Here is a 25479-nt window from a genome sequence, read left to right as displayed (position 1 = left end):
TGGTGCGGCGTTGGCGCGCAGGCTACTTCGCGGCGTTGGAGGCCGCGCAGGGTCGGGGCCGCGGATGGGTTTCCGTGCACTCCGTGTATCGCGACGCCTTGGACGCCGTCCTGGACGACGGCGGCATCACGGGATTTTCCGATGCCGAGCGCGAGGAGCTCGCGCTGGCCTGGCAGCGGCTCAAGCCGTGGCCGGATGTGGTGCCGGGGCTGACTCGACTGAAAACCACCTACACGTTGGCCACCCTGTCGAACGCCGACGTGTCCACGGTGATCAACATCTCCAAGCGAGCGGGGTTGCCGTGGGATGCCGTCTTCGCCGCGGAGATGGCCGGGGTGTTCAAGCCCGACCCGGCGATCTATCGCATGGCCGCGACCTACCTCGGTCTGGACCCCGCCGAGATCATGATGGTGGCCAGCCACAAGTACGACATCCGCGCCGCGGGGCGCCTCGGTTTCGCGACCGCCTTCGTCGCGCGCCCGCTGGAATTCGGGGTCGACGGCGACGCGGACGTGGCCTACTCGGACGAGTTCGACGTCAACGCGTCCGACTTCCTCGATCTCGCAGCGCGACTCGGCTGCTAACGGTGCGCCGACCCGGTCAGGGGTTGACCGTTGCCGGCCTGCAGCAGACAGATGACGGTGCTGGGGGCGGGGTTGGCCCCGGTTCGGTCTTGATTCGAGTCAATGAGATACGTGATCGAGTACGGGCTGCCGCCGGCGGATTGGCCGGTGTAGGGAGCCAATCCGGCGGCGCAATCCCGGTTGGCGACGTTGGCGACGGCGGCGTCGACGGCCATCGGTGCGCGCAGGTACACCTCGGCCAAATGCGCTGTCGCACAGTCGACGACGGTGACGGTCACCCGGCTCAGATCGGCCGGCGGAAGGTCGGCCACGCAATCGCCGACCTGCAGGTCGATCCACTTCTCGGTCCGCGAGCCCTGCGGCGCGGGGGCGGCGGAGGCGGTCACCGTGGCACAGGCCGCAAGCAGTGCGCCCGCGGCCAGGCCGCACCACGCACCAAGGCTCAGGACGCGCATCCCAGCCTCCTCGATCCGATCGGTTAGCGCTGCAGTTTACGCGGAAGTCAGTGCCGGGTCGGGCTTTTCCGACGACATCGACAGGAACCCGCGCACGCAGCGGGCGGCCAGCAACCAGTTCGCCGGCTTCTTCATGTCCAGGCCACCCAGCAGCTGTTTGATCATGGTCAGCGTGTCGAAGTAAATGCGTTCGCAGACGAGCGTTTCCGTGTCGTCGAAGACGAAGTAGGCGGTCATGCGGACCCGGAACCGGCTGCCGGTGGGCGGAACGTTGCCCAGGTAACCGCGATGGGTGCCCATCAGCCAGAACTCGACGATCACCGCGTCGGCGCTGTGCCGCAGCGCGATGATCTCGTGGTCCTGATCGGGGAATGCGGTGCGGGTATAGGTGTAGTAGCCGCGCACCGCCTCGTCGCCGTCGTGGACGACCAGCTGCGGGATCAGCTCGTAGCGCGGGTGGGGGAACGTCGACAGCACGTCGTCCCAGGCCTGGCGGACCTCGTCGTGGAAGTGGTCGAGCACGAGTTTCTGGCGGGCGGCCAGCACCTCGGGAGCGGGAAACGCGGGAATGGTCACGGTGGTTACGATAAGCCCGGATTTGATAGCGCATGCGCTATCAATTTTGAAAAGGCGGTATGGCTTCTGGCTCGGCCGTTCAGGGCTCCGTGGAAGGGATGTGACTCGCCCAGGATTTGATAGCGCATGCGCTATCGCCTAGCCCCGCGGTGGGGTCCAGGCGACCGGCAGCCTCTTGATGCCGTGGATGAATTGCGACAGCAGCCGCGCGGGTTCCTCGATCGCGACGATGTCGGGTATTTCGCGCCGCAGTTCATCGAAGACGACCCTGATCTCACGACGGGCCAGGTTGGCGCCCAGGCAGAAATGGGCACCTCCGCCGCCGAAGCCGAGATGCGGATTGGGGTTGCGTGCCACGTCGAAAACCCACGGATTACGAAACTTTGACTCTTCGCGGTTGGCCGAGTTGTACCACAGCGTGGCCTTGTCGCCGGCCGCCATCTTGACGCCGCTCAGCTCAAAGTCTCGGGTCAGGGTGCGCCGCATGTAGACGACCGGGGAGGCCCACCGCACGATCTCCTCGACCGCGGTCGGCGCCAGGGCGTCGTAGTCAGACCACCATTTCTCGCGTTGCTCGGGGTAACGGGACAGGGCCAGCACGCCGTGGCTGATCGCGTTGCGCGTTGTCTCGTTGCCGGCCACCACCAGCAGGATGAAGAAGGACGCGATCTCCGACGACGACAGCCGGTCGCCGTCGACCTCGGCTTCCACCAGGCTGGTGGTCAGATCGTCGTGATGATTGGCCCGGCGGTCTTCTGCAAGCGCGCTGGCGTAGGCGCCGATGTCCATCGAAACCCGAAGGAACTCATCGAAATCGGTCGTCAGATCGGGGTCTCCGAACCCGAGAATCACGTTGGTCCAGTGGAATACCCGCTGGTGGTCTTCCTCGGGAATTCCCATCATGTCGCAGATGATCTGCAACGGCAGCGGCCCGGCGAGCTCGCTGACCAGATCGGCCTGGCCGTCGGGGTGATTGGCGATCAGCGATGCCACCAGCCGGTGGGCCCGCTCGCGAACCGACGCCTCGATGCGGGCGACCACCTTCGGGGTGAACGCCCGGCTGACGATCGATCGCAGCCGCTGGTGTCGCGGATCGTCGAGCACGATCATCGAGCCGAAGTACTCGGCTATCTCCGGCAAATTATCGCCGATCGTGATGTTGGGGCTGGAGCTGAATACGTCCGGATGCCGGCTGGCGTAGTGAACGTCGTCGTGCTTGGTCAGCGCCCAATACCCACTGCCCGCCACAAACCCCTCATACTCGATCGCGGGCCAGAACGAGAGCGGCGCCTCGCGGCGCAAGGTGGCGAACGCGGCGTCGCGGAAGTCGTCATCGAACCCCCAGAAGTCCAGGGACTCGAGATGGATGTCGGCAAGTGGAACCTCGGGCGGTGGCGCTCCGTTTACTCGAGTCGCGATCCCTGTCTTGAGGCTCACCCAGACCCTCCTTCGCCTTTGAAGAGGTGACACTGGCGAGCCTAGACCGCCGTCAGTGCGTACAGACGGTTCTGGCCGGCGTTCCCACCGTCGCCGTCGCGTCGCTCACCACGTTGCCGTCGACCAGGATCTTGCAGGAGATGGGTCCCGGTCCCTGGGCGCTGATGACGAATACCTGGCCGCCAAAAGCGGTGAACTGCGTCGACCAGGGGAGTGTGGCGTTCACCGCGTGCTGCTGACCGGTGTCGGTTTGGTACGAGATGTACTGCGCGACGCCGGGGCCACTCACCTCGTAGCGAACCTGAGGATTGTCGGTGGCGTTGGCCATGCCCGCGACTGTCCCACCGCACATGTTCGCGAACCCGATGCCGATCGCGAACAAGATCGAGGGTCCTCTGAGATGGCTCGTCATGGTTTTCCATCGTGTCATCACGTAAGACGGGACGGAAGCGGTTCGTCGTCCTTTCGGCTGCCGGCCGCGACGCCGAGCAGAACAACAGCGAGCACCGCCCCGACCACACCCGAGATCAGCAATGGCAGCCGCCCGTCGGCACCCCACAAAAAGCCGGCCCACAGGCCCGCGGCCAGCACCGCGAACCCGCTCAGACCCTGGAACATGCCCTGGGCGCTGGACTGCAGTTCTCCCCCGGCAAGCGTTGAGATCCAGGCCTTCCCGACGCCGTCATAACAGGCGGTGAACAGGCCGTACGCGACGATCAACCCCGATGCGGTCGCGACGTCGGTGGTGATGCCCAGACCGAGATAGCCGACCGCGAAGAACACCAGCCCGACACCGTACGCGACGGGCCGACCGAAACGGTCTGCCAGCGCCCCGGCCGGGAAGCTCGCCAGTGCGTAGACCACGTTGTAGCCGACGTACGCCAAGATGACGCCCACCACCGAAAAGCCGATGTGCTTGAGCCGCAACAAAAGCAGCGCGTCGGGGAAGTTGACGAGGCTGAACGCGACCAGGAAGGAAACCACCCCCCAGTAAGGGCGCGGCAACCGCCGGGTCCCGGCGAGCAACGACACCCGGGCCGCACGCGGCACGTCCTGCGGTCGTTCACGGACCCAGGCGATCAGCAGCACGCTCAGCACGGCGGGGATCACCGCCAGATACAGCACCGGACCGATCCGGTGCTGGAACAGCTCGTATCCGGCCAGTCCGAGCAGCGGCCCGATGACCGCGCCGAACGTGTCCATCATGCGGTGAAACCCGAACACCCGACCCCGCTCGGCCGGCTTGACGCCTTCGACCAGGAGCGCGTCGCGTGGCGCACCGCGCAGCCCCTTGCCCAATCGGTCGACAACCCGCCCCACCAGCACCCCGGGCCATGCGCCCGCGGCGGCAACGATGAGCTTGCCCAACCCCGCCATCCCGTAGCCGGTCGCGATCAGCGGGCGGCGGGCGAACCGGTCGCCCAGCGGGCCGGACACCACCTTGGTGAGCGACGCGGCGCCCTCCGCGGCGCCTTCCACCGCCCCGACGACCGACGGCGGCGCGCCCAGCACGGTCGTCAAATAGATCGGCAACAGCGGGTACACCAACTCGCTCGCCGCATCCTGCAGCAGCGACACCAGCGACAGCACCCACACGTTTCTGGTGAGCCAGGCCGGCCCGTTGCGCTGCGTTTCGGCTTCCATCTCAAAGAAACCTACTGCCGGGCCGAGACCGCGGCGACAGCGCTTAGGGTGATACCTGGTTCAGGCGGGTGACGGGAAGGTGAATATGTCGGAACACGGCACAAAGCGCGTGGCGGTGTGGGGCACCGGCTTCGTCGGCCGGATGGTGATCGCCGAGATCGTCAAGCATCCGCTGTTCGAGTTGGTCGGCGTGGGCGTCAGCAACCCCGCCAAGGTCGGCCGCGACGTCGGCGACATCTGCGGGCTGCCCGAACCGATGGGCATCGTCGCCACCGACGACGTCGAAGCCCTCATCGCGCTGCGACCCGACGCGTTGGTGCATTACGGTCCGACCGCGGCGCACGCCGACGCCAACATCGCGCTGATCACGCGCTTCCTGCGCGCCGGCATCGACGTCTGCTCGACGGCGATGACGCCGTGGGTCTGGCCGACCATGCACCTCAACCCGCCCAACTGGATAGAGCCGATCACCCAGGCATGCGAGCTGGGCGGCTCGTCCTGCTTCACCACCGGCATCGATCCGGGATTCGCCAACGACCTGTTCCCGATGACGCTGATGGGCGTCTGCTCGGAAGTGCGCATGGTGCGGGCGTCCGAGTTGCTGGACTACACCAACTACGAGGGTGACTACGAAATCGAGATGGGCATCGGCCGCGAGCCCGAATTCTGCCCGATGCTGGAAAATCCCGGTGTGCTCATCTTCGCCTGGGGCGCCACGGTGCCGATGATCGCGCACGCCGCGGGCATCATGCTCGACGAGATCACCACCACCTGGGACAAGTGGGTGACACCGACCGAGCGCACCACGGTGAAGGGCGTCATCAAGCCCGGGCACGTCGCCGCCGTCCGGTTCACCATCAACGGGATCTACAAGGGCGAGACGCGCATCCAACTCGAGCACGTCAACCGCATCGGGCACGACGCCGCCCCCGACTGGCCAACGGGCCATGACAACGACGTCTACCGGGTGGAAATCGAAGGGACCCCCAGCATCTTCCAGGAAACCGCATTCCGGTTCAGCGACGGCTCGGGCCGAGACGCCGCCACGGCCGGGTGCCTGGCGACCGGGATGCGGGCGCTCAACGCGGTCCCGGCGGTCAACGCGCTCCCGCCCGGCTGGGTCACCCCGCTCGACCTTCCGCTGATCGCGGGGGCCGGCAGCATTCGCTGACCTAGCCTGACATGTACTGAGATGACGATGCCTCACACAGCTCACGCATAGCCAGCGCCGATAGTGGCTATAGGTTCGAGCGGCAAAATTACGACCGGGCAGGAGTCCGGGCGCACGCCGCTGAACATGGGAACTAGACATATGGCCGACGGAGCTGGGCCCGCATTGGGCTTATCGATCGGTGCCACCAACCTGGCTGCCGTGACCGCCGATCTCGCCGTCACCCGCAAGCCCGTCCTGACGCTGTTTCGCCAACGTGCGCCCGAGGTGGGCGTGCCGTCGGACAACCCCAGGCTGGACCAGCCGGGCCTGGTGATCGCCGACTTCGTGGACCGGGTCGGCGACCCGGTGGGAATCGCCGCGTCCGACGGCTCTGTGCACCGCAGCGAGGCATTGGTCGCCGACGGGGTGCGCGCGCTGGCCTACGCCGCCACCGGCGGGCGCGCCCTGCCCGAAAGCATCGCGGTGACCCATCCCGCCCATTGGTCTTCCAAGGCGATCGACGCCCTGGGCGCCGCGTTGAGCCGGGTCGCCGAATGGTCGAATCAGGGGCGGCCGCTGTTGCTGATCCCCGATGCCGCGGCGACGTTGTGCGCCGTGCGGGCCAATCCCGGCATGCCGGCCCGCGGGACCGTGGCCGTGTGCGATTTCGGCGGTAGCGGCACCAGCATCACGTTGATGGACGCCGCGGGCGACTATCAGCCCGTGGCCCCGACCGTGCGGTACCACCACTTTTCCGGAGACTTGATCGACCAGGCGTTGTTGACCGCGGCCATGGCCAACATACCGAGCATGGGTTCATTCGACTCGTCCCGCACCGTGGCGATCGGCTCGTTGAGCCGGCTGCGGACCGGATGCCGAAGCGCCAAGGAGCAGCTCTCGTCGAGCACGGTGGCCACACTGCCCGACGAGCCGGCGGGGCTGCCCGGCGAGATCCGGCTCACCAGAAGCGAACTGGACGACGCGATCCGCCAACCGCTGCACAAGTTGGTGGCGGTGTTGGATGCAGCTCTGAGCCGCAACGGAATTCGCGACCTTGTCGCGGTGGTCGCGGTGGGTGGTGGGGCGAACATCCCGGCGGTCACCACGACGCTGGCGGGACATTTCCGGGTCCCCGTCGTCACCACGCCGCGTCCGCAACTGACGGCGGCGATCGGCGGTGCGTTGCGGGCGGCGTGCTGGCCCCGCGACCCCTCCGCGACGGCGCCGGCTCCCTTCGCGACGCGGCCGGCGCAGGCTCAGTCGGAGGCGACGGCGACGGCCCAGGCGGCGCGGGCGTCGGGTCCGAAGCCCGTGCTGGCCTGGTCCGAAAGCGGCGACGAGTCACGCGCCGCGCCTGCCAGCGCCGAAAGCCCGCGTTCGAAGCGCAAGATCCGGCTCATTCCGTGGCATCTGCTGCCCGCGTTGGCAATCATCGGCTCGGCGCTGGCGCTCTTGTTGGTGGGCACCGCGGTCGCGATCGAATTGCACTCCGGCGACAAGGCGGCGACAACGCCGGGCGTGAGCACGACACCGGCTGCCCCGGCTTCGCCGGCCAACAGCGGCCCCGAGCCCGCACCGGCGTCCCAGCCACCCGCCGGCCCGCCCGCGCCTCCCACGCAGCAGGCGCCGCCGTCCGCCGTCCCGCAGGCGATTCAGCAGGGGGCGATGACCGAGGTCCCGGCGCCGCAAGCGCCGCCACCCGCCCTCGCCGCACCCCCTGTTCCGCCGATCCTGCGGATTCCGGCGATACCGCCCATTCCGCGAATCCCGGGGATCCCGGGAATCACGGCAGCGATCCCCGGACTGGGCGAAATCCCGGGCCTAGTCAGCCAGCTCGTGCCGCATAGCCACTAATGGTCCTTCGGCTCAGCGCTTTTCGCCCTCGTCCTCGGCGACCGCGGCCTTCCTGAGTTCCTCGTTCAGGGCTTTGTCCTGCTCCAGCTTGGCCCTGAAATCCGGGCCGGCGTCGTCGGGAATTCCGTATTTAGGGTTACCCGTTGCGGCGTTGTGTCGAAACTCTCAATCGTGCGATCGTTCGCGTTTGACCAGCACGACCGAGGCGAGCGGAATCCGCATCGGCTCGGGCGCACTTGACAAACGTTGCGCCACGGCGGACTCCAATTGCTCGACGAATTCGGCCGCCCGCGGTTCGTCACCGCCGCCGTCCAGCGCGCCCACCAGGGCCGGGAACAGTGCGGCCCGCGCGAATGCCGCCCACCGCGCGCCGAAAGCCTCTGCGTCGTCATCGGTTTGGAACCGGGCCCAGAATCGGTCTTCGGCGTTGAAGATCTCGAGCTGGTCGATCGTCAAGCTTTCGAACCGCCCGGTCGGCGCGAACGGGGCGCGAAAGTCCTTCTCGCTGCGGGCAAATGTGGGAATGACCATGCGCCGCAGCTCGTCCTGGCGCAGCAGACCGTCGCGCACCTGATCGCTCAGCGCCGCAACCATCGCGTCGAGCAACGTTGGGAAGCCGGCCCCGCCGTCCTCGTCCGTGGCCAGCGTCAGTACCACCAAACGCCCTTCAGGGGCCAACTCGCGGCCGCGGAACGCCACGAAGTCGTGCCAGTCCAGGGCGGCCTGGCGGGCGTAGGCCGCGCGGGCCGCGTCGTCGTTGCTGTGCGCGACGTGCACGTGATCGCTTAGCTCGCAGGGGATCCGGCGCAGCCACTGCGTCGCCCACGACGACCAGCCGAGGTTGACGGTCTTGGACGGCAGGATCTGGCCGTAAAACGACCGGCCGATCGCCGACGTGAAACTCGCTGTGTCCGTGTGCAGGTAGCTCTCCGGGTCCTCGGCCAGCGTCCGGAACAGCGCCGTGAAATCGTTGTCGGCTACATCGGTGTGCGCCACCAGGATTGCGTGATCGTGGCGGGTGCGCCGGCGCAGCACGGCAATCGCCGCCGACATCGGCTTGAGCGAGTTGCGCCCGTTGGCCGCGCCGTAGTCGGCGATGATGATCGGTTGCGGAGACGTGGGCAGCGCCACCTGTTCGGCGATCCGCTCGAACAACGCGATGGCCCGCGGCAGGCCGGCGGCCTGCAGCCGCGACGACTGGGTGTACGTCGGGCTGCTCGTCGGCTCCGGCCGGACCACGATGCTCGATTCTGGTATCCGAGGCTCCGGCCGCATGCACCAACGATAATCGCTGCGGTCGTGGTCAGTTCGGCTTCGGATAGCTGACGCCGGTGAGCTGCTCGGAAAGCTTCCACAGCCGCCGGCAGTCGGCTTCGTTGCGGGCGCGCTCGGGCACATGGGCCAGCTTCACACCGCCGCCGGCGGCCTCGTAGAACCCGCTAGGTCCGTAGAACGCGCCGCCCTCGGCATGCGGCGTGGCGGCCGAGTAAAGGGCGGGCAGGATCCCGTCGTCGATCTCTTGCCACAGGAACGGCGTCCAACGCCATGACGCCTTGTACAAACGCTCCATCAGCGCGGGCTTTTCGCGGCCGAGTGACGGGCCGCTGATCTGCAGGTTGGTCTTGGTCAGGCCGGGATGCGCGGCGCTGGAGACGATGCCCCAGCCGGCCGCACGGCTGCGCCGGTCCAGCTCGAGGGCGAACATCAACACCGCCAGCTTCGATTGTCCGTAGGCCGCCATCGGCTTGTAGGACTTCTCGAACTGTGGGTCGTCGAAGTGGATCTGGCCGCTTTGACGGGCGGCCAGGCTGCTCAGGGAGACGACGCGGGCTCCCTTGGCGGCGCGCAATAGCGGCAGCAGGTGTCCGGTCAGCGCGAAGTGCCCGAGATGGTTGCTGCCGAACTGCAATTCGAAGCCGTCGGCGGTGGTGTCGCGTTCCGGTGGCGTCATGACACCGGCGTTGTTGATCAGGATGTCGATCGGGCGGCCCTCGGCGTTGAGTTGTTCGCCCAGCGCGGCGGCCGAGGCGAGCGACGACAGGTCGAGGGATTTGATGGTCAGCTTGGAGTCGGCAACCGTGGCGCGGATCTCCTCGATCGCCGCCTCACCCTTGGCGCGATTGCGGATCGCCATGACGACGTCGGCGCCGGCGGCCGACAGCCGCCGAGTGAGCCCGAACCCCAGACCGCTGTTGGCTCCGGTGACGATTGCCAGCTTCCCCGACAGGTCGGGCACCGTGACGACGAGATCATTGGCCATGAGTATCACTCCTAATCCGGTATGAGCCCCGTCCCAGTCTGCTCTTCTCCTCGCCGTCAGCGAACCGGGGCGGCATTCTGATCGACGTGGCCCTGCGCATCCCTGGTTGGGCGGCCGCGTTGGTCGCCGGCGCGCTGCCCGCGCTGGCCTTTCCCGCGCTTGCTTTTCCCGCGCACTCGCGGTGGTGGCTGGCCTGGTTCGGCGTCGTCCCGCTGCTCTTGGTGGTGCGGGCCGCGCCGACACCATGGGAGGCGTGCGTGCGGGCCTGGTGTGGTGCCGGCGGGTTCGTGTTGAGCACCCAGTACTGGCTGGCGACCAGCATCGGTCCGATCCTGGTGCTGCTGGCCATCGGGTTCGGAGCGCTCTGGCTGCCGTGGGGGTGGTTGGCGCATCGGTTGTTGGCCGCGCCCGTCAGCGTGGGGCGAACGGTCGCCGCCATGGTGGTGTTGCCCAGCGCGTGGGTGGCGGCCGAAGTCGTGCGGTCCTGGCCGCCGCTGGGCGGCCCGTGGGCGTCGCTGGGTGCATCGCAGTCCGGCCAGCCCGTCACGCTGGCGTCGGCGTCGTTGGGCGGGGTGTGGCTGACCAGTTTCCTTGTGGCCGCGGCCAACACCGCTCTCGTCGGCCTGATGGTGCACCGGGATGCGGCGGGCCGACTCGGCGCGCTGGCGTGCCTGCTGCTGTGTGTGGCGCTCGGCCCGGCCTGGTATCTGCTGGGCCCGGCACCGGTCGGCGGTCCGACGGTGCGGGTGGCGCTGGTGCAGCCCGGAAACTTCACCGACTCGGCCGCCCGCGAGGCCGAAGGTGAGGCGCTCACCGCGACGCTCGCGGGGCAGCGGCCCGACTTGGTGGTCTGGGGGGAAAGCAGCGTGGGGCAGGATCTCGCCAGCCACCCGGAGGTGTTGGCGCGGCTGACCGAACTCTCCCGGCGGGTGGGCGCGGACCTGCTGGTCAACGTCGACGCGCCCGCGCCGGGTGGCGGAATCTACAAGTCGGCGGTGCTGGTCGGCGAGCACGGCTCGTTGGGCAGCTACCGCAAAACCCGGCTGGTGCCGTTCGGCGAATACGTGCCGCTGCGACCGCTTTTCGGTTGGATCACCCGCCACAGCAAGGCCGCCGCCGAGGACCGGCAGCGGGGGAGCGGGCCAGTGGTGCTGCACGCGGGCAGCGTGTCCGTCGGGCCGCTGGTCAGCTACGAGATTCTCTTTTCCGACCTTGCCCGTCGCGAGGTGCAGCTGGGGGCCGACCTGTTGGTGTATCAGAGTTCCACCTCGTCGTTCCAAGGGAGTTGGGCGCAGCCGCAGCTGGCCGCCCAGCCCGCGGTGCGCGCCGTCGAGGCGGGCCGCCCGGCGGTGCACGTCGGGTTGTCCGGCGACAGCTCGGCCTTCGACCTGCGCGGCCACCGGCTGGCGTGGTGCCCGTCGGGGTTCCGGGGTGTGGTCGTGGTGAGCGTGCCGTTGGGATCGACTGTCACGCCCTACCAACGGCTGGGTGACTGGGTGCCGGTGCTGGCGTTTGTCATCCTGGGCGGTGCTGTCGGCTTCGGGTTCGTGCGCCGGCTCCTGCGCTGGCATGGCCTGGCTCGCGGTGACACACTGCGTGAATGACACGGCTCGCAAAGTTTTCGCTGGCCGCTGCCATCGTGATGATGGTCGTGTCGGTCGGCGGCTTCATCGTCGCCTTGGTGCTCAACACGTTCTTCCTGGACAAATACGACGCCTACGGCGAGGTGCCAATCCCCGGGTCGGGCAGCCTGCACCTGCCCTCCGGTGAGGTCACCGTCAGCCTGCACACCGTCGTGATCGGCAGTCCCAACGGCGGCCTGCCGGTGCCGCCGCTGGGGCTCACGATCGCGCCCCCCGACGGGGTGGCGCAACCCGTGATGACGGAAAACATCGGCAGCACGACGACGGTCAACAACGACGCGCACGTGCGGGTGTGGGTGGCTCAGATTCCCGCCAGCGGCACCTACAACATCACGACAGACGGCCAAGTCAACGGATTCATCAACCCGCGACTGGCCTTCGGCCACAAGAGTTCCTACGGCTTCCTGGTGTGGTTGTTCGTTGCCATGTTCGTTGTCGGACTGATCGATTCGATCCTGTCCGGACGGTGGTTGGCGCGCACCCGGCGCAAGGCGGTGGTGGCGGCCAACCCCTACCTGCAGACGTCGGTCCCCTTCGACTCGCCCACCGTGTCGCCGGTCGTACCGTCGGCCGCGTTCGGGGCGCCCCCCGCCGCAGCCCAGGAACCCAGCGACGAGGGGGTCCGCCTCGAGCGGCTCAAAGCCCTGGCGGCGCTGCGCGATTCCGGGGCATTGACCGAGGCGGAGTTCGAGGCGGAGAAACGCCGGATCCTCGAGGGGTATTGACTCTCCGACCGGCGAGCCACGCGATCGTCGGTGTTGATCTGGCGGATAAGAAACAGGCAATCGATTCGCCTGGACCCTAGGATGTCCATCCCGACCGCGATACGATCTGCCCTGACAACGCGGACTGATGACGATCCGACCACAGCCCGGTGGGCAGTGGGGGTGGGAGTTGGCTCATGTCGCATGTGATCGCGACGCCGCACATCTTGGCGGCTGCGGCCGGGGATTTGGCCTCGGTCGGTTCGACGATAAGCGCGGCCAATGCGACCGCAGCAGCCGGGACCACGGGAGTGAATGCTCCGGGCGCCGATGCGGTGTCGGCGTTCGTACAGGCGCTGTTTTCCGCGCACGCCCAGGCCTACCAAGCCGTCGGCGCCCAAGCGGCTTCGTATCACAACCAGTTTGTCCAGGCCCTGCGAATGACCGCGGGGTCATATGCCAGTGCCGAGGCCGCCAACGTATCGCCCCTGCAGAAGGTGCCGGGCATGGTCAGCGCGGACAGCCAGGCTTTCGCCAGGCACCTGATCGACAACGGTGCCAATGGGGGGGTGGGTACTGCGCAACATGGCGGCGTTGGCGGGCCGTTGCCCGGCAGCGGCGCCACCACCGGGCCCAGCAGCGGCAACCTGGTGGGCGGCGGGGGCGACGGCCACGCGGCCGCGATCGGTGGCCCACAAGGCGGCAATATCGGGGGTGGCGCCGAAGGCGCTAACGGTGTCCCTACCGGTGGTGGCGGCGGCCCCGCCGCGGCGACTAACGGCGGCGGCGGGGGCGGAGCTGACCTGGGTGGCGCCGGTGGTGGGTTCGTCGGCGCCAGCGGAGCCGGTGCGGCGGGCGCTGGCGTCCCAACTGCTTGGGCACCGGCGGTGCCGACAGGCCCAGTCGTGCCGGGCTTAGCGACGGCGCCGGGTGCGCCCGCCGTCATGGCGGGTGCCTACCCGGCTGTGGCGGGGCTGGCGGGGCTTGGCGCGGGCGGCGTTAGCGGCGATTCCGCCGCCATCGGCGGCTTGGGTAAACCGGCGGCACCGGCGGCCCTCCCGGCGGCACCGGCGGCCGGGCCGGCCATACCAACGGCGCCCAAGGCGCAACCGGTGCACCCGGGCAACCCGGTGCACCCGGGCGACGGGGCGCACCGGGCTGATGCCGATCATGACAAACCGACATTGCTCCTTCCCCTGCCAAGGCTTCGGGGGTTGCGCCGAAATCCGCGGTCGGGGCTTCGAGACAAAGATGAGTGGCAGCAGGAACTTCGCGAGGCTGCCAGCAGCAAGCCGTGGGGGCGTGATGAACTTCTGAACGCTCTCGGCCTTCGACCGCCCGGGTACGACTGACGGATTGCAGACCTTCTTGCCGGCGAGCGTGCGTGTTTGCACGGCGACACGCCGGTATCGCTGGCATTGTGCGCACGTTCGCGGCCAGGACTCAGTGTCCCCGGGCCACCCATTCGTCGTAATGCACCATCTCGTCGCCGACGGTGGTGCTGTCGCCGTGGCCGGTATAGACGACGGTTTCTTCCGGCAGCTTGCCGAGCCGCCCCGAGATCGATTCCAGGATCGTCGGGAAATCCGAAAACGAGCGTCCGGTGGCGCCGGGCCCGCCGGCGAACAGGGTGTCGCCGCTGAACACGGCACCCAACTCGGGGGCGTACCAGCACACCGATCCGGGGGAATGGCCCGGGGTGTGCAGCGCGCGCAACCCGGTGCCGGCGACACTCAACGCGTCGCCGTCGGACACTGCGCGAAAGTCCTTGTCCGGGTGAGTCATTCGCCACAACATGTCGTCACCGGGGTGAAGCAGTACCGGTGCGTCGAGGGCCACTCCAAGCTCGGGGGCCACCGTGACGTGATCGTTGTGGCCGTGCGTGCACACCACCGCCACCACATTGCGGCCACCGACGGCCCGAATGATCGGCTCGGCGACGTGGGCGGCGTCGAAAACCACGACATCGGAGTCGTCACCGACGATCCAGATGTTGTTGTCGACTTCCCAACTGCCACCGTCGAGTTCGAAGGTTCCGTGGGTGACCACACGTTCGATGGGAGCCATTACAACATCACCACCGAACGCAGCACCTTGCCGCCGTGCATTTTGTGGAACGCCTCCTCGACGTCTTCGAGCCCGATGCGCTCGGAGACGAACTTCTCCAGCGGCAACCGGCCCTGCAGGTACAGGTCGATCAGGGTGGGGAAGTCGCGCTCGGGCAGGCAATCGCCGTACCAAGACGACTTCAGCGACCCCCCGTGCGAGAAGAAGTCCACCAGCGGCATGTCCAGGCGCATGTCGGGTGTGGGAACACCCACCAGCACAACGGTTCCGGCGAGGTCGCGGGCGTAGAACGCCTGCTGCCAGGTTTCGGGGCGGCCCACGGCGTCGATCGCCACGTCGACGCCGAAGCCATCGGTGAGGTCCTGGATGGTTTTGACGACATCGAACTCGCGGGCGTTGACGGTGTGGGTGGCACCGAACTTGCGGGCCCAGTCCAGTTTCGTGTTGTCGGTGTCGACCGCGATGATCCGCCTGGCCCCGACCAGCGCGGCACCGGCGATCGCAGCATCGCCAACGCCGCCGCAGCCGATCACCGCGACGGTGTCGTTGCGGTCGATCGCACCGGTGTTGATCGCCGCACCCAGCCCGGCCATCACCCCGCAGCCCAGCAGGCCCGCCACGGCCGGATCGGCTTGGGGGTCAACCTTGGTGCATTGACCCGCGGCCACCAGCGTCTTGTCGGCAAAGGCGCCGATGCCCAGCGCCGGGGTGAGCTCGGTGCCGTCGGTCAGCGTCATTTTCTGCTCGGCATTGAAGGTGTCGAAGCAGTAGGCGGGCCTGCCGCGTTTGCAGGCCCGGCACTGGCCGCACACGGCGCGCCAGTTCAGGATCACGAAGTCGCCCGGCTCGACGGCGGTCACACCCGGACCGACCGCTTCGACCGTGCCCGCAGCCTCGTGGCCGAGCAGAAACGGGTACTCGTCGTTGATACCGCCCTCGCGGTAGGTCAGGTCGGTGTGGCACACCCCACAGGCGATGATGTCGACCACCGCCTCCCCGGGCCCGGGGTCCGGGACGACGATGTCCACCAATTCGACGGGTTCGCCCTTCTTTCGCGAAATCACGCCGCGCACTGTCTGACTCATGGCGTCCAACCTACTGATGGACGTCGTGCGCTTCGCAGCCGCCCGGTACGTCCGTCGAGCCCGCGACGGCCGGTGCCGGTGTAGCGTCGCTGAGCGTGACGGCTTCCGAGACCGCCGAAGAATTCACCGGGCGAATGGTCGCGGCCATCGACGGCGCCAGCCTGGCGCTGCTGCTCAGCATTGGGCATCAGACCGGCCTGCTGGACACCATGGCCGGGCTTGCGCCCGCCACCAGCGCCCAGATCGCCGAGGCCGCAGGGCTCGACGAGCGCTATGTCCGGGAGTGGCTGGCCGGCATGACCACCGGGCACGTCGTCGATTACGACGCCGACACCGCGACGTACTCGTTGCCCGCCCATCGCGCGGGCGTGCTGACCCGCGCGGCCGGGCCCGACAACCTGGCCCTGGTGGCCCTGTTTCTCCCGCTGCTCAGCGAGGTCGAGCAGCAAATCATCGGCTGCTTCCGGGAGGGCGGCGGGCTGCCGTATAGCGAATTCCCGCGCTTCCACACGCTGATGGCCGAGATGAGCGGAGCGGTGTACGACAGCGCGCTGGTCGATGTCGTGCTGCCGCTGGTCGACGGCCTGCCCGAACGCCTCCGGTCCGGAGTGGACGTGGCCGATTTCGGTTGTGGCAGCGGGCATGCCATCAACGTGATGGCGCGGGCGTTTCCGGCCAGCCGGTTCACCGGCATCGACTTCTCGCCGGAGGCGATTGCGGCCGGCATCGCGGAGGCCGCTCGCCTCGGCCTGACCAACGCGAGCTTTGAGAGCCACAACCTGGCGCAACTGGATGCGGTCTCGAAAAACGAGGCCTACGACGTCATCATGGTGTTCGACGCCATCCACGATCAGGCCCATCCGGCACGAGTGCTTCAGAACATCTATCGGGCGCTGCGGCCCGGCGGCGTGTTCCTGATGGCCGACATCAAGGCGTCGAGCCGGCTGGAGGACAACGTCGGCGTCCCGATGAGCACCTACCTCTACACGACCTCGCTGATGCACTGCATGACCGTCTCGCTGGCGGCCGACGGCGCCGGGCTGGGTGCGGCCTGGGGAACGCAGCTGGCCACCTCGATGCTCGCCGACGCCGGGTTTGCCGATGTGCGGGTGGCCGAGGTCGAGTCGGACCCGATCAACAGCTACTACATCGCCAGGAAGTGATGGCCGCTCTCGACGGCGTTGACGAGTGGCCGGTTCCGGCCGTCGCCGCCGCGGTGGTTGGACCCGGTGGGCTGCTGACCGGCCACGGCGACACCGAGCGGGTGTTCGAGCTGGCGTCAGTCACCAAGCCGCTGGTGGCCCGGGCCGTGCAGATCGCCATCGAAGAAGGGGTCGTTGATCTCGACACGGCGGCCGGCCCGCTCGGCTCCACGATCCGCCACCTGCTGGCGCACGCATCGGGTCTGGCGATGCACTCCGATCACGTGCTGGCCAAGCCCGGCACCCGCCGGATGTATTCCAACTACGGCTTTACGGTGCTGGCCCAGACCGTGGAGCGGGAGTCGGGGATCGAGTTCGGCCGCTACCTGGCCGAGGCGGTGTGCGAACCGCTGGCCATGGCGACGACCCGGCTGGATGGGGGCGCCGTGGCCGCCGGATTCGGAGCGACCTCGACGGTTGCGGACCTGGTGGCCTTCGCCGGCGACCTGCTGCGCCCATCGATCGTCTCGGCGCAGCTGCACGCCGAGGCGACGACGGTGCAATTTCCCGGTTTGGACGGCGTGCTGCCCGGCTACGGCGTGCAGCGGCCCAACGATTGGGGGCTGGGTTTCGAGATCAGGGACTCGAAATCGCCGCATTGGACGGGTGCGCGCAACTCGGCGCGAACATACGGCCATTTCGGCCAGGCAGGTGGGTTTATCTGGGCAGATCCCGAGGTGGAGCTGGCGCTGGTGGTCCTCACCGACCGCGATTTCGGCGACTGGGCGCTGGAGCCGTGGCCCGCGGTTTCCGACGCGGTGATATTCGAATACAGCCAATTGGCACCGCACACTAGCGCAACAGGGGCATCAAGAGGCACAATAGACACGCACGACACATAAATAACGTGAATATCAGCATGCTGCCTGCTTGCGGGTCCACCAGGTCGTTGGGGAAGACGTCCCTCGTGGAACCGAAGGAGCAGGAGATGCGTGCATCGGATCAATTCGCCGACGTGACGACTGGCGTGGTGTATGTCCACGCCTCGCCCGCGGCGGTATGCCCGCATGTCGAGTGGGCGTTGTCGTCGGCCTTGGGAGCCAAGGCGAACCTCACATGGACACCGCAGCCGGCGATGCCCGGGCAGCTGCGCGCGGTCACCAACTGGGTCGGGCCGGTGGGCACCGGCGCCAGGCTGGCCAACGCGCTGCGCTCCTGGTCGGTGCTGCGGTTCGATGTCACCGAGGACCCCAGCCCGGGGGTCGACGGCCAGCGGTTCAGCCACACTCCGCAACTGGGGTTGTGGAGCGGGTCGATGAGCGCCAACGGCGACATCATGGTTGGGGAGATGCGGCTGCGGGTGATGATGGCGCAGGGCGCCGACACGCTGGCCGCCGAACTGGATTCGGTGCTGGGAACGGCGTGGGACGAGGCGCTCGAGGTGTATCGCGACGGCGGCGACGCCGGCGAGGTGACCTGGGTGAGCCGGGGCGTCGGCTAACCGACCGACTCTGGGGTGCAATGGGCGACTTTCCAATGCGATAGCGCATGCGATATCGCATTCGAGAATCGTCACCCGGCGGGACGAAGAATCTGCAGTGCGGCGGGCACCGCCGAGATCTCGGCGGGCAGCGCGCACGCGAAGTCGCCGTCGGCGTACACGTTGATGCCGGGGCACTCGACGTGGATCGATTTGGCGCGCGCCGTGCTCACCTCGTCGAGGTTGACGTGGGTCCCTTTCATCACGGTGGGGAACAGGCGGATCAGCTTGGTCCGGGATGCCGAATGCGCCATGGTGATATCGAGCAGACCGTCGGTGGGATCGGCGTTGGGACAGATCAGCAGCCCACCGCCGTAGCTGCGGGTATTGCCGAACGCCGCAAGCGTGATGTCGGCCTCGATCTCCCGGGTTCCGTCGAGCACCAAACGGAACGGCAGCATCCGCAGCTGCGACAGCTCGGCGAGCATCGCGATGTAGTAACGCAGCCGCCCGTGGGGCCAGCTCATCCGGTTGGCGCGATCGGTCACCAGGGAGTCGAATCCGGTGGCCGCCACGGTGCCGAACCATTTGTCCCATTTCTGGCGGCCGTCGCCGCGCTGAATACGGCCCAGGTCAATGGTTTCCGTCCAGCCATCTCCGACGACGTCCGCGGCGGCCTCGGGATCCTTTGTGGGAATACCGAATTCACGGGCGTGATCGTTGCCGGTGCCCGCCGGGACGATTCCCAGCGGGATATCGGTGCCCGCCAGCACCTGCATCGCGTTGGAGACGACACCGTCACCGCCGGTGACCATGACCGCGTCGGTGCCTCTCTCGAGTTCGGCGCCGACGAGGTAACGCGCGTCTTCGGCGTCGTCGCCGATGATTTCGACGACCTCGATGCCCCGCTGATGGAGCCGGGCGATCGCGACCTGGGCCGCGCGGATCGCGGCGCCGTGCCCCGACACCGGATTGGTCAACGCGGTCACCTTGGTGATCTCGCGCCGGCGCCGGGTCACGGAATCAGCTTGCCGGGGTTCAGAATTCCGGCCGGATCCAGCGTCGCCTTGACCGCCCGCAACACTTGCACACCCAACTCGCCGACCTCCTCACGCATCCAGGGCCGGTGGTCGGCACCGACCGAATGATGGTGGGTGATGGTTCCGCCGGTGGCCATGATCGCGTCCGACGCGGCCTTCTTGGCCGCCTGCCACTGCTCGATCGGATTTCCCCGCTGCCCGGCGACGACGGTGAAGTACAGCGACGCGCCGGTGGCGTAGACGTGCGAGATGTGGCACATCACCAGCGCCGGTGTGCCCGTCTCGGCCAACGCGTTGGTGAGCGCTTGGGTGACAGCGGCTTTGAGCGCGGGAATGTTGGACCAGTCGGTGGCGGTTTCGAGGGTCTCGCATATCGCGCCCGCGGACAGCAGCGAGTCGCGCAGATACGGCGCGGTGAACCGGCCCTGCTCCCAGGCCTGCGCCGGCCCTTCGCCCAGCGAGGTGCCCCCGTCGGCCGCGAGCAGTGCGCTGGTCTCGGCGTGCCGGCTCTCGACGTGTTCCTTGGTGCCCTCGAACACGGTGATGCCCAGGCAGCCGCCGGTGAGCTGGCTCTCGCCGATCGCCTCGGTGGTGGCCAGATTGACTCCCGTTTCAACCTCGTCGGAGAGCCGAATGATGGTGGGGCCGGTGGCATTTTGGGTGACCGCGCGCACCGCGGCGGCCCCGGTCGCGAAATCGGGAAACGACCACGCCTCGTAGCCGACGGCTTCCGGGACCCGGTGCACCCGCAGCCGCACCTGGGTGATGACGCCGAAGAGACCCTCCGAGCCGATCAGCAGCTGGCGCAGGTCGGGGCCCGCGGCCGATTCCGGTGCGCGGCCCAGGTCCAGGGTGCCCACCGGGGTGACCATCCGCAGCCCGCGAACCATGTCGTTGAACCGGCCGTAGCCCGCCGAGTCCTGCCCAGACGATCGCGTCGCGGCATAGCCGCCGATGGTGGCGTATTCAAAGCTCTGCGGGAAATGCCCGAGCGAGAAGCCGTGTTCGCCGAGCAGACGTTCGGCGTCCGGTCCGGTGACGCCGGCGCCGAGCACGGCCTGGCCGGACACCTCGTCGAGGGATATGAGCTGGTCGAAGCGGCGCAGATCAAGCGACACCACGGCGCCGAACTCACCGCGGGTGGGGTCGAGCGCACCGACCACGTTGGTGCCGCCGCCGAACGGGATCACGGCGATGCGGTGTTCGGAGCAGTAGCGCAGGATCGCGGCGACGGCGTCCTCACCTCTGGGGCCGCCGGGCAGCAGCACGGCGTCGGGCGCATCCTGGACGCCGGAGTCCCTGCGACGCAACAGGTCTGGAGTGGACTTGCCGCCGGCATGCAGCAACCGATCGCGGTCGGCGGTCCGGCAGTACTCATCGCCTACGATGGCGGCCAGCGCGTCGCGATCCGCTTGCGCCAACGCCGACGGGCGCACCTTTACCTGATCGGCGTCGAGTTCGGCCTCCTGCATCTCCGCCAGGCCCACGGCCTGCTTCAACAGCGAGCGGATCGCGTCGGAAAGCGGTTTCGCCGCGGCGGGATCTCCCCAGGCGTTCCATTTCATCGGCGGGAGGAGGTCCTCGGGGTGCGTCATGCGTTACAGTATTACACATGCTGTCAATCAGTAATGCGCCCTCGGATACCGGAGACCGGATCCTTGCGGCAGCGGCCAGCTGCGTGGTCGATTTCGGCGTCGACCGGGTGACGCTCGCCGAGATAGCACGACGCGCGCGCGTCAGCCGGCCGACCGTGTACCGGCGCTGGCCGGACACCAAGTCGATCGTCGCGACGCTCTTGACCCAGCACGTCACCGGCGTGATGCGTGACGCGCCGTTGCTCGGAGATGACCGGGAATCGCTTGTCCGGCAGATCGTTACGGTGGCCGACCTGCTGCGCCGTGACAAGCTGGTCATGTCGGTGCTGCACTCGGAGCTCGCGCCGATCTACATCACCGAACGCCTCGGGTCCAGCCAGCAGATGCTGATCGACGCCCTGGCCGAGCGGCTGCGCGTGGCCCAGCGCCACGGCAGCGTCCGGACCGGCGATCCCCTTCAGATGGCCGCCATGGTGTTGCTGATCACCCAGTCGACCATTCAGTCGGCGCAGATCGTCCGGCGGATCCTCGACGCCGACGCGCTGGCCGCCGAACTCGCCCACTCACTGAACGGATACCTGTCCTGATGACTCCCGCGCTCAACGCCGCGCGCCGCACCGCCGACCTCACGGCACTCGCCGAGGGCGAGCCGTTGGACGTCGTCGTGATCGGTGGCGGCATCACCGGCGCCGGGATCGCCCTGGACGCCGCGTCGCGGGGCCTGCGGGTGGCGCTCGTGGAAAAACACGATCTGGCGTTCGGCACCAGCCGCTGGAGTTCCAAACTGGTGCATGGCGGCCTGCGCTACCTGGCGAGCGGCAACGTGGGCATTGCCCGGCGCAGCGCCATCGAGCGCGGAATCCTCATGACGCGCAACGCCCCTCATCTCGTTCATGCGATGCCGCAGCTGGTTCCGTTGCTGCCGTCGCTGAGTCACGGCAAGCGCGCGTTGGTGCGCGCCGGATTCCTGGCCGGCGACGCGTTGCGGATGCTTGCGGGTACGCCGGCCTCGACGCTGCCGCGATCGCGGCGGGTTTCCGCGCGGCGCGTCATGGAGATGGCCCCCACCGTGCGGCGCGACGGCCTGGACGGTGGACTGCTGGCCTACGACGGACAGTTGGTCGATGACGCCCGGCTGGTCGTCGCGGTCGCGCGCACCGCGGCCCAGCACGGCGCCCGGATCCTCACCTACGTGGCGGCGTCCGAGGCCACGGGCACCTCGGTGCGGTTGAGCGATCAGCGCACGGGACAGTCGTTCGATATTTCGGCCGGCGCGGTCATCAACGCGGCCGGGGTGTGGGCGGGCGAGATCGATGGCTCGTTGCGGTTGCGGCCCAGCCGCGGGACCCACCTCGTCTTCGATGCGGGTGCCTTCGGTAATCCGACTGCGGCGCTGACGATTCCGATTCCTGGTGAGCTGAACCGCTTCGTGTTCGCGATGCCCGAGCAACTCGGCCGGATTTACCTGGGCCTGACCGATGAAGATGCTCCCGGCCCGATTCCCGATGTGCCCGAACCGTCTGCGGCGGAGATCGCGTTCCTGCTCGACACGGTGAACACCGCGCTGGGGACGACGCTCGAGACCGCCGACGTGATCGGTGCCTACGCCGGCCTGCGGCCGCTGATCGACACCGGTGAAGGTCGCACCGCCGATGTGTCGCGCGAGCACGCCGTCGTCGAGTCACCGTCCGGTGTCATCAGCGTCATCGGCGGCAAGCTGACCGAATACCGCTACATGGCACAAGACGTCCTGGATCAAGCGATCGGCTTGCGGCGCCTGCGCGCCGGAGCCTGCCGGACTCGCAATCTGCCGCTGATCGGGGCGCCGGCCAATCCCGGGCCCGTCGCTCGGCCACAGCAGGGGACGGCCTTCGGGTTGCCGGTGTCACTGGTCGAGCGTTACGGCGCCGAGGCGCCCAACGTCATCGCCGCCGCGACCTGCGAGCGCCCCCAGGAGCCGGTCGCCGAGGGCATCGACGTGACTCGCGCGGAGTTCGAATACGCGATAACCCAGGAGTGCGCGCTGGAGGTCTCCGACATTCTCGATCGGCGGACTCGCATTGGTCTGGTGCAGTCCGATCGCGAGCGGGTCGTCTCCGTGGCGGAGGAGTTTCTGGCATCGTAATATGGAATCAGCTATCATTTCATAGTGACTTCCATATTGCGGGTACCCGTCCTGATCGTCGGCGCCGGCGCCGGCGGCCTGGCCACGTCGGCGTTGCTCGCCAAGCACGGGGTTCGATCCCTGCTGGTGGAAAAGCGGCGCGAGGTCTTCATTTATCCGAAGGCCCGCAATCTGAGTTTCCGCAGCCTGGAAATTCTGCGCGGCCTCGGCCTCAGCGACCAGGTGCACAAGGTCGCCGACCATGTTTCGGCCATGGTCGTCAAGCCGGCGCTGAACAGCGCGGACGAACAACTGGCCATCGACGTCGACGCAATCTTCTCGGGCCTGGACAAGCTCAGTCCCGAGCCCGCCGCCCAGTACTGCCCGCAGAGCAGGCTCGAGCCGATGCTGCTCGCCGAAACACGCCGGCAGGGTAGTGAAGTGCGTTACGGGACGGAGCTTTCCTGGCTCGACGTGGACGAGGCCGGCGTCACCGCGGTGCTGCACGACCGGGACTCGGGCGAGTCCGAGACCGTCCGCGCCGACTACCTCGTCGGGGCCGACGGCGTGCACAGCCCGATCCGTAACTCGCTGGGCATCAACACCTCTGGCTACGGCGCGCTGCCGATCTATGTCGTCTTCATCTACTTTCGGGCGCCCTGGGGAAAGTTGGTCGGGCGGCTGGGCGACGGCGATGGCGTGCAAGTCAAAAACCCTGACGTGGACGGCATCTTCCTGGTGGTCGAAGGCGACCTGGGGATGTTCATCACCACCTATTTCCCGGGCAAAGGTGAGACGGCGGATCAGTTCACGCCGCAACGTTGCCGCGAGGTGCTCACCAAGGCATTCGGTGAGCAGATCGACATCGACATCATCGAGGTCGCGGCGTGGCAGCCCTACGAACAGGTGGCGGATCGATTCCGTTGTGGGCGAGCCTTTCTCGTCGGCGATTCGGCGCACACCATGCCACCGTTCAAGGCCGGGGGAGCCAACACCGCCATCCAGAGTGCGCACAACCTGGCCTGGAAGCTGGCCGCGGTCCTGGGGGGAGCGGCCGGGCCGGAACTGCTTGCCACCTACCACGACGAGCGGTACCCGGTCGGGCGATTCGCCGCCCGCCAGTCCCTCACCGGCCCGACGGTCGCCCTACTCCCACTGGGCGACGACCGGCCACGGTTGCCGGCCGAAGAAGAGTGCTCGATGTTCACCCTGCTGATCGGCTACCGGTACCGTTCGGCGGCCGTTGTGACCGGCGAGCCCGCGGTGGACCCGGACGCGGTGCAGCTCGTGGAGGAGTTGCGTGCCCAGCCGGGCACCCGAGTTCCGCATGTGTGGGTGCGAGACGGTGTTTCGACGCTCGACCTGCTCGGTCCCGGGTTCACCCTGCTTACCGGGGACGAGCGGTGGCGCGCCGCAGTGACTTCGGCGTCGGCCGCGCTCGGCGTCCCGGTCACCATGCAACCCATCGACGACGACGCGTGGGGGGCCGCCACCGGACTTGCGCCCGCCGGGGCGGTTCTCGTCCGCCCGGACGATTTCGTCGGCTGGCGTGCCGACGAACTTCCCGACGACCCCGAACGTGAACTGCACCAAGCGCTTTCGGCGATCCTGTGCCGCTAATCTGCCGCGAGCAGACGCAGAATCGCACTACGCGGGCCTTCGGCGTGCGATTTTGCGTCTGCTCGCCGGCCTCAGCCAGCCATGCGCGCGCGGTCCAAGTGTCCAGCGATTCGTTCGACGAGGCGGTCGGGGTCCCGTCTTACGTCATCGACGACTATCGGGATGATCGTCCACCCCAGCTCTTGGATCTTGCCCCACCTTGTCTTGTCCCTCAGCATTTCGTCCCGCCCTGCATGCCAGTCGACACTTTCGTATTCGGCCGCCAGACGCACATCCGGCCACGCAAAGTCGACGCGCCACAACTCGCCGTCGCGGCCATGGATCGCGTATTGGAGCTCCGGAAACCGTAGCCCGCGGTCGATCATGACCAGCCGCGCCTCGCTCTCCATTGCGGATTCGGCCCGCCCGTCGGCCAAGGGCAGGAGTTCGCGCACAGCGACAATGCCACGGCGGCCTCGCTGCTCAGCAACGGCGTGTTCAATTTCAACGCGGGTGCATCGCATGGAACGCAATGCTGCGTCGAGTGTTGCAAGCGCACGTGGACGCCGCAGCTGCCTTGAAACCTCGACGGCGGTCCATGCGGGCGCGGTTGCCAGACGGCCTGATACGCGTTGCAGTCGGGCGCCGGTACGTTGGTGAACCATCAAACCGACGGTAGGACGCATCCGTACGCCAGGATCGAGCACATGAATAGCGTTGGTGTCTTCCATGTCGAACCCATACAACTTGGCGGCTGTGCCCATGCACACAACGGCGTGTCGCCCCATGAAAATGTCGAGTGCGGCCAAGCGGCCCAATAGATTTGGTTCTTGTACTGCGTAGACCCCGTACCAAACGCGCACGAGGGCACCGCTCCTGACTTGAACGTCGAGCTGTTGGCGAGTCATGACCGTTAGCAGTTCTGCGGCGCTCGCGAATCCGCCGGCTTTATCTAGGACCGCTATCGCGTCGGCGTGCACCCCGAAAGGATCCGGCGGTTACCTTATATTGACCAGTCACCCCTTGGGATAACTCCGCCGAGCAGACGCAGAATCGC

At 67.8% G+C, this 25479-nt stretch carries 23 protein-coding genes and 1 pseudogene; 12 read left to right on the top strand and 12 right to left on the bottom strand.

From position 1 onward, the window contains the following. Nucleotides 1-584: haloacid dehalogenase type II (locus tag ACLP4W_RS25780; protein ID WP_442390222.1), on the top strand; the 584-nt coding region annotated here is incomplete at its 5' end. Here ACLP4W_RS25780 and ACLP4W_RS25775 read toward each other — a convergent pair. The 5 genes from ACLP4W_RS25775 to ACLP4W_RS25755 form a co-directional block, all read right to left on the bottom strand. Next, nucleotides 581-1039 carry a hypothetical protein gene (locus ACLP4W_RS25775; protein WP_442390221.1) on the bottom strand — a complete coding sequence of 153 codons (459 nt, stop codon included), beginning with the start codon at nt 1037-1039 and terminating at the stop codon, nt 581-583. The genes ACLP4W_RS25780 and ACLP4W_RS25775 overlap by 4 nt on opposite strands. Before the next feature lie 36 nt (nt 1040-1075). Further along, nucleotides 1076-1615 carry an ester cyclase gene (locus ACLP4W_RS25770; protein ID WP_442390220.1) on the bottom strand — a complete coding sequence of 180 codons (540 nt, stop codon included), beginning with the start codon at nt 1613-1615 and terminating at the stop codon, nt 1076-1078. A 138-nt stretch (nt 1616-1753) separates the two neighbouring features. Beyond that, nucleotides 1754-3052: a cytochrome P450 gene (locus ACLP4W_RS25765; RefSeq protein WP_442390219.1), complete on the bottom strand. Its 1299-nt coding sequence runs from the start codon at nt 3050-3052 to the stop codon at nt 1754-1756. Nucleotides 3053-3104: 52 nt separating this feature from the next. Beyond that, nucleotides 3105-3464, bottom strand: a complete 360-nt coding sequence (locus ACLP4W_RS25760; protein WP_442390218.1) for an MmpS family transport accessory protein — start codon at nt 3462-3464, stop codon at nt 3105-3107. A gap of 17 nt (nt 3465-3481) precedes the next feature. Continuing rightward, nucleotides 3482-4696 carry an MFS transporter gene (locus ACLP4W_RS25755; protein WP_442390217.1) on the bottom strand — a complete coding sequence of 405 codons (1215 nt, stop codon included), beginning with the start codon at nt 4694-4696 and terminating at the stop codon, nt 3482-3484. An 85-nt stretch (nt 4697-4781) separates the two neighbouring features. Between ACLP4W_RS25755 and ACLP4W_RS25750 the strand changes: the two genes are divergently transcribed. Together ACLP4W_RS25750 and ACLP4W_RS25745 are read left to right on the top strand one after the other, a co-directional pair. Next, a complete protein-coding gene (locus tag ACLP4W_RS25750) occupies nt 4782-5867 on the top strand; it encodes an NAD(P)H-dependent amine dehydrogenase family protein (RefSeq protein ID WP_442390216.1) in 1086 nt (361 codons plus the stop codon). Between the two features lie 141 nt (nt 5868-6008). Continuing rightward, on the top strand, nt 6009-7703 hold the full coding sequence (locus ACLP4W_RS25745) for an Hsp70 family protein (protein WP_442390215.1): 1695 nt from the start codon (nt 6009-6011) through the stop codon (nt 7701-7703). Nucleotides 7704-7868: 165 nt separating this feature from the next. Here ACLP4W_RS25745 and ACLP4W_RS25740 read toward each other — a convergent pair whose 3' ends face one another. Next, on the bottom strand, nt 7869-8978 hold the full coding sequence (locus ACLP4W_RS25740; protein WP_442390214.1) for an SAM-dependent methyltransferase: 1110 nt from the start codon (nt 8976-8978) through the stop codon (nt 7869-7871). 28 nt (nt 8979-9006) lie between these two features. Beyond that, entirely contained in the window at nt 9007-9963 is a 957-nt protein-coding gene (locus tag ACLP4W_RS25735) for an SDR family oxidoreductase (RefSeq protein ID WP_442390213.1), read from the bottom strand. Nucleotides 9964-10055: 92 nt separating this feature from the next. Here ACLP4W_RS25735 and lnt point away from each other — a divergent pair, with 92 nt between their 5' ends. From lnt to ACLP4W_RS25720, 3 genes are all read left to right on the top strand, one after another. After that, the gene (lnt, locus tag ACLP4W_RS25730) at nt 10056-11567 is read left to right on the top strand and encodes an apolipoprotein N-acyltransferase (protein ID WP_442390225.1); all 1512 of its coding nucleotides are present in this window, start codon (nt 10056-10058) and stop codon (nt 11565-11567) included. Beyond that, the gene (locus ACLP4W_RS25725; RefSeq protein WP_442390212.1) at nt 11564-12331 is read left to right on the top strand and encodes an SHOCT domain-containing protein; all 768 of its coding nucleotides are present in this window, start codon (nt 11564-11566) and stop codon (nt 12329-12331) included. Before lnt ends, ACLP4W_RS25725 begins: the two co-directional genes overlap by 4 nt. Before the next feature lie 176 nt (nt 12332-12507). Then, nucleotides 12508-13662 (top strand): PE family protein, encoded by a 1155-nt coding sequence (locus tag ACLP4W_RS25720; RefSeq protein WP_442390211.1) that lies wholly within the window; start codon nt 12508-12510, stop codon nt 13660-13662. Between the two features lie 91 nt (nt 13663-13753). On the opposite strand, the gene ACLP4W_RS25715 is transcribed toward ACLP4W_RS25720, so the two are convergent. After that, a complete protein-coding gene (locus tag ACLP4W_RS25715; protein WP_442390210.1) occupies nt 13754-14377 on the bottom strand; it encodes an MBL fold metallo-hydrolase in 624 nt (207 codons plus the stop codon). Continuing rightward, nucleotides 14377-15462 carry an S-(hydroxymethyl)mycothiol dehydrogenase gene (locus ACLP4W_RS25710; RefSeq protein WP_442390209.1) on the bottom strand — a complete coding sequence of 362 codons (1086 nt, stop codon included), beginning with the start codon at nt 15460-15462 and terminating at the stop codon, nt 14377-14379. The genes ACLP4W_RS25715 and ACLP4W_RS25710 overlap by 1 nt, the downstream gene beginning before the upstream one ends. Before the next feature lie 134 nt (nt 15463-15596). Here ACLP4W_RS25710 and ACLP4W_RS25705 point away from each other — a divergent pair, with 134 nt between their 5' ends. The 3 genes and pseudogenes from ACLP4W_RS25705 to ACLP4W_RS25695 all read left to right on the top strand — a co-directional run bounded on the left by ACLP4W_RS25705 (nt 15597) and on the right by ACLP4W_RS25695 (nt 18105). After that, nucleotides 15597-16625, top strand: coding sequence for a class I SAM-dependent methyltransferase (locus ACLP4W_RS25705; protein ID WP_442390224.1), 1029 nt, complete (start codon nt 15597-15599; stop codon nt 16623-16625). Continuing rightward, a pseudogene (locus tag ACLP4W_RS25700) lies at nt 16625-17440 on the top strand (serine hydrolase domain-containing protein); the annotation flags it as partial. The gene ACLP4W_RS25705 and the pseudogene ACLP4W_RS25700, both read left to right, overlap by 1 nt. A gap of 152 nt (nt 17441-17592) precedes the next feature. Beyond that, nucleotides 17593-18105, top strand: a complete 513-nt coding sequence (locus ACLP4W_RS25695) for a DUF3145 domain-containing protein (RefSeq protein ID WP_442390208.1) — start codon at nt 17593-17595, stop codon at nt 18103-18105. A 71-nt stretch (nt 18106-18176) separates the two neighbouring features. On the opposite strand, the gene ACLP4W_RS25690 is transcribed toward ACLP4W_RS25695, so the two are convergent. Continuing rightward, nucleotides 18177-19103 (bottom strand): diacylglycerol kinase, encoded by a 927-nt coding sequence (locus ACLP4W_RS25690; protein ID WP_442390207.1) that lies wholly within the window; start codon nt 19101-19103, stop codon nt 18177-18179. Then, entirely contained in the window at nt 19100-20689 is a 1590-nt protein-coding gene (locus ACLP4W_RS25685; RefSeq protein ID WP_442390223.1) for an FAD-binding oxidoreductase, read from the bottom strand. Before ACLP4W_RS25685 ends, ACLP4W_RS25690 begins: the two co-directional genes overlap by 4 nt. 47 nt (nt 20690-20736) lie before the next feature. Between ACLP4W_RS25685 and ACLP4W_RS25680 the strand changes: the two genes are divergently transcribed. The 3 genes from ACLP4W_RS25680 to ACLP4W_RS25670 are packed head-to-tail and all read left to right on the top strand — an operon-like array spanning nt 20737 to nt 24443. After that, a complete protein-coding gene (locus tag ACLP4W_RS25680) occupies nt 20737-21306 on the top strand; it encodes a TetR/AcrR family transcriptional regulator (protein ID WP_442390206.1) in 570 nt (189 codons plus the stop codon). Next, the gene (locus ACLP4W_RS25675; protein ID WP_442390205.1) at nt 21306-22844 is read left to right on the top strand and encodes a glycerol-3-phosphate dehydrogenase/oxidase; all 1539 of its coding nucleotides are present in this window, start codon (nt 21306-21308) and stop codon (nt 22842-22844) included. Before ACLP4W_RS25680 ends, ACLP4W_RS25675 begins: the two co-directional genes overlap by 1 nt. A 24-nt stretch (nt 22845-22868) precedes the next feature. Then, nucleotides 22869-24443 (top strand): FAD-dependent monooxygenase, encoded by a 1575-nt coding sequence (locus tag ACLP4W_RS25670; RefSeq protein ID WP_442390204.1) that lies wholly within the window; start codon nt 22869-22871, stop codon nt 24441-24443. Nucleotides 24444-24514: 71 nt separating this feature from the next. Here ACLP4W_RS25670 and ACLP4W_RS25665 read toward each other — a convergent pair whose 3' ends face one another. Further along, nucleotides 24515-25402, bottom strand: a complete 888-nt coding sequence (locus ACLP4W_RS25665; RefSeq protein ID WP_442390203.1) for a hypothetical protein — start codon at nt 25400-25402, stop codon at nt 24515-24517. Nucleotides 25403-25479: the final 77 nt, after the last annotated feature.

Source organism: Mycobacterium sp. (assembly GCF_052145595.1).
Lineage (GTDB): Bacteria > Actinomycetota > Actinomycetes > Mycobacteriales > Mycobacteriaceae > Mycobacterium.
Note: the sequence above shows the minus strand (reverse complement) of the source record. Positions and strands in the feature narration are given on the sequence as shown.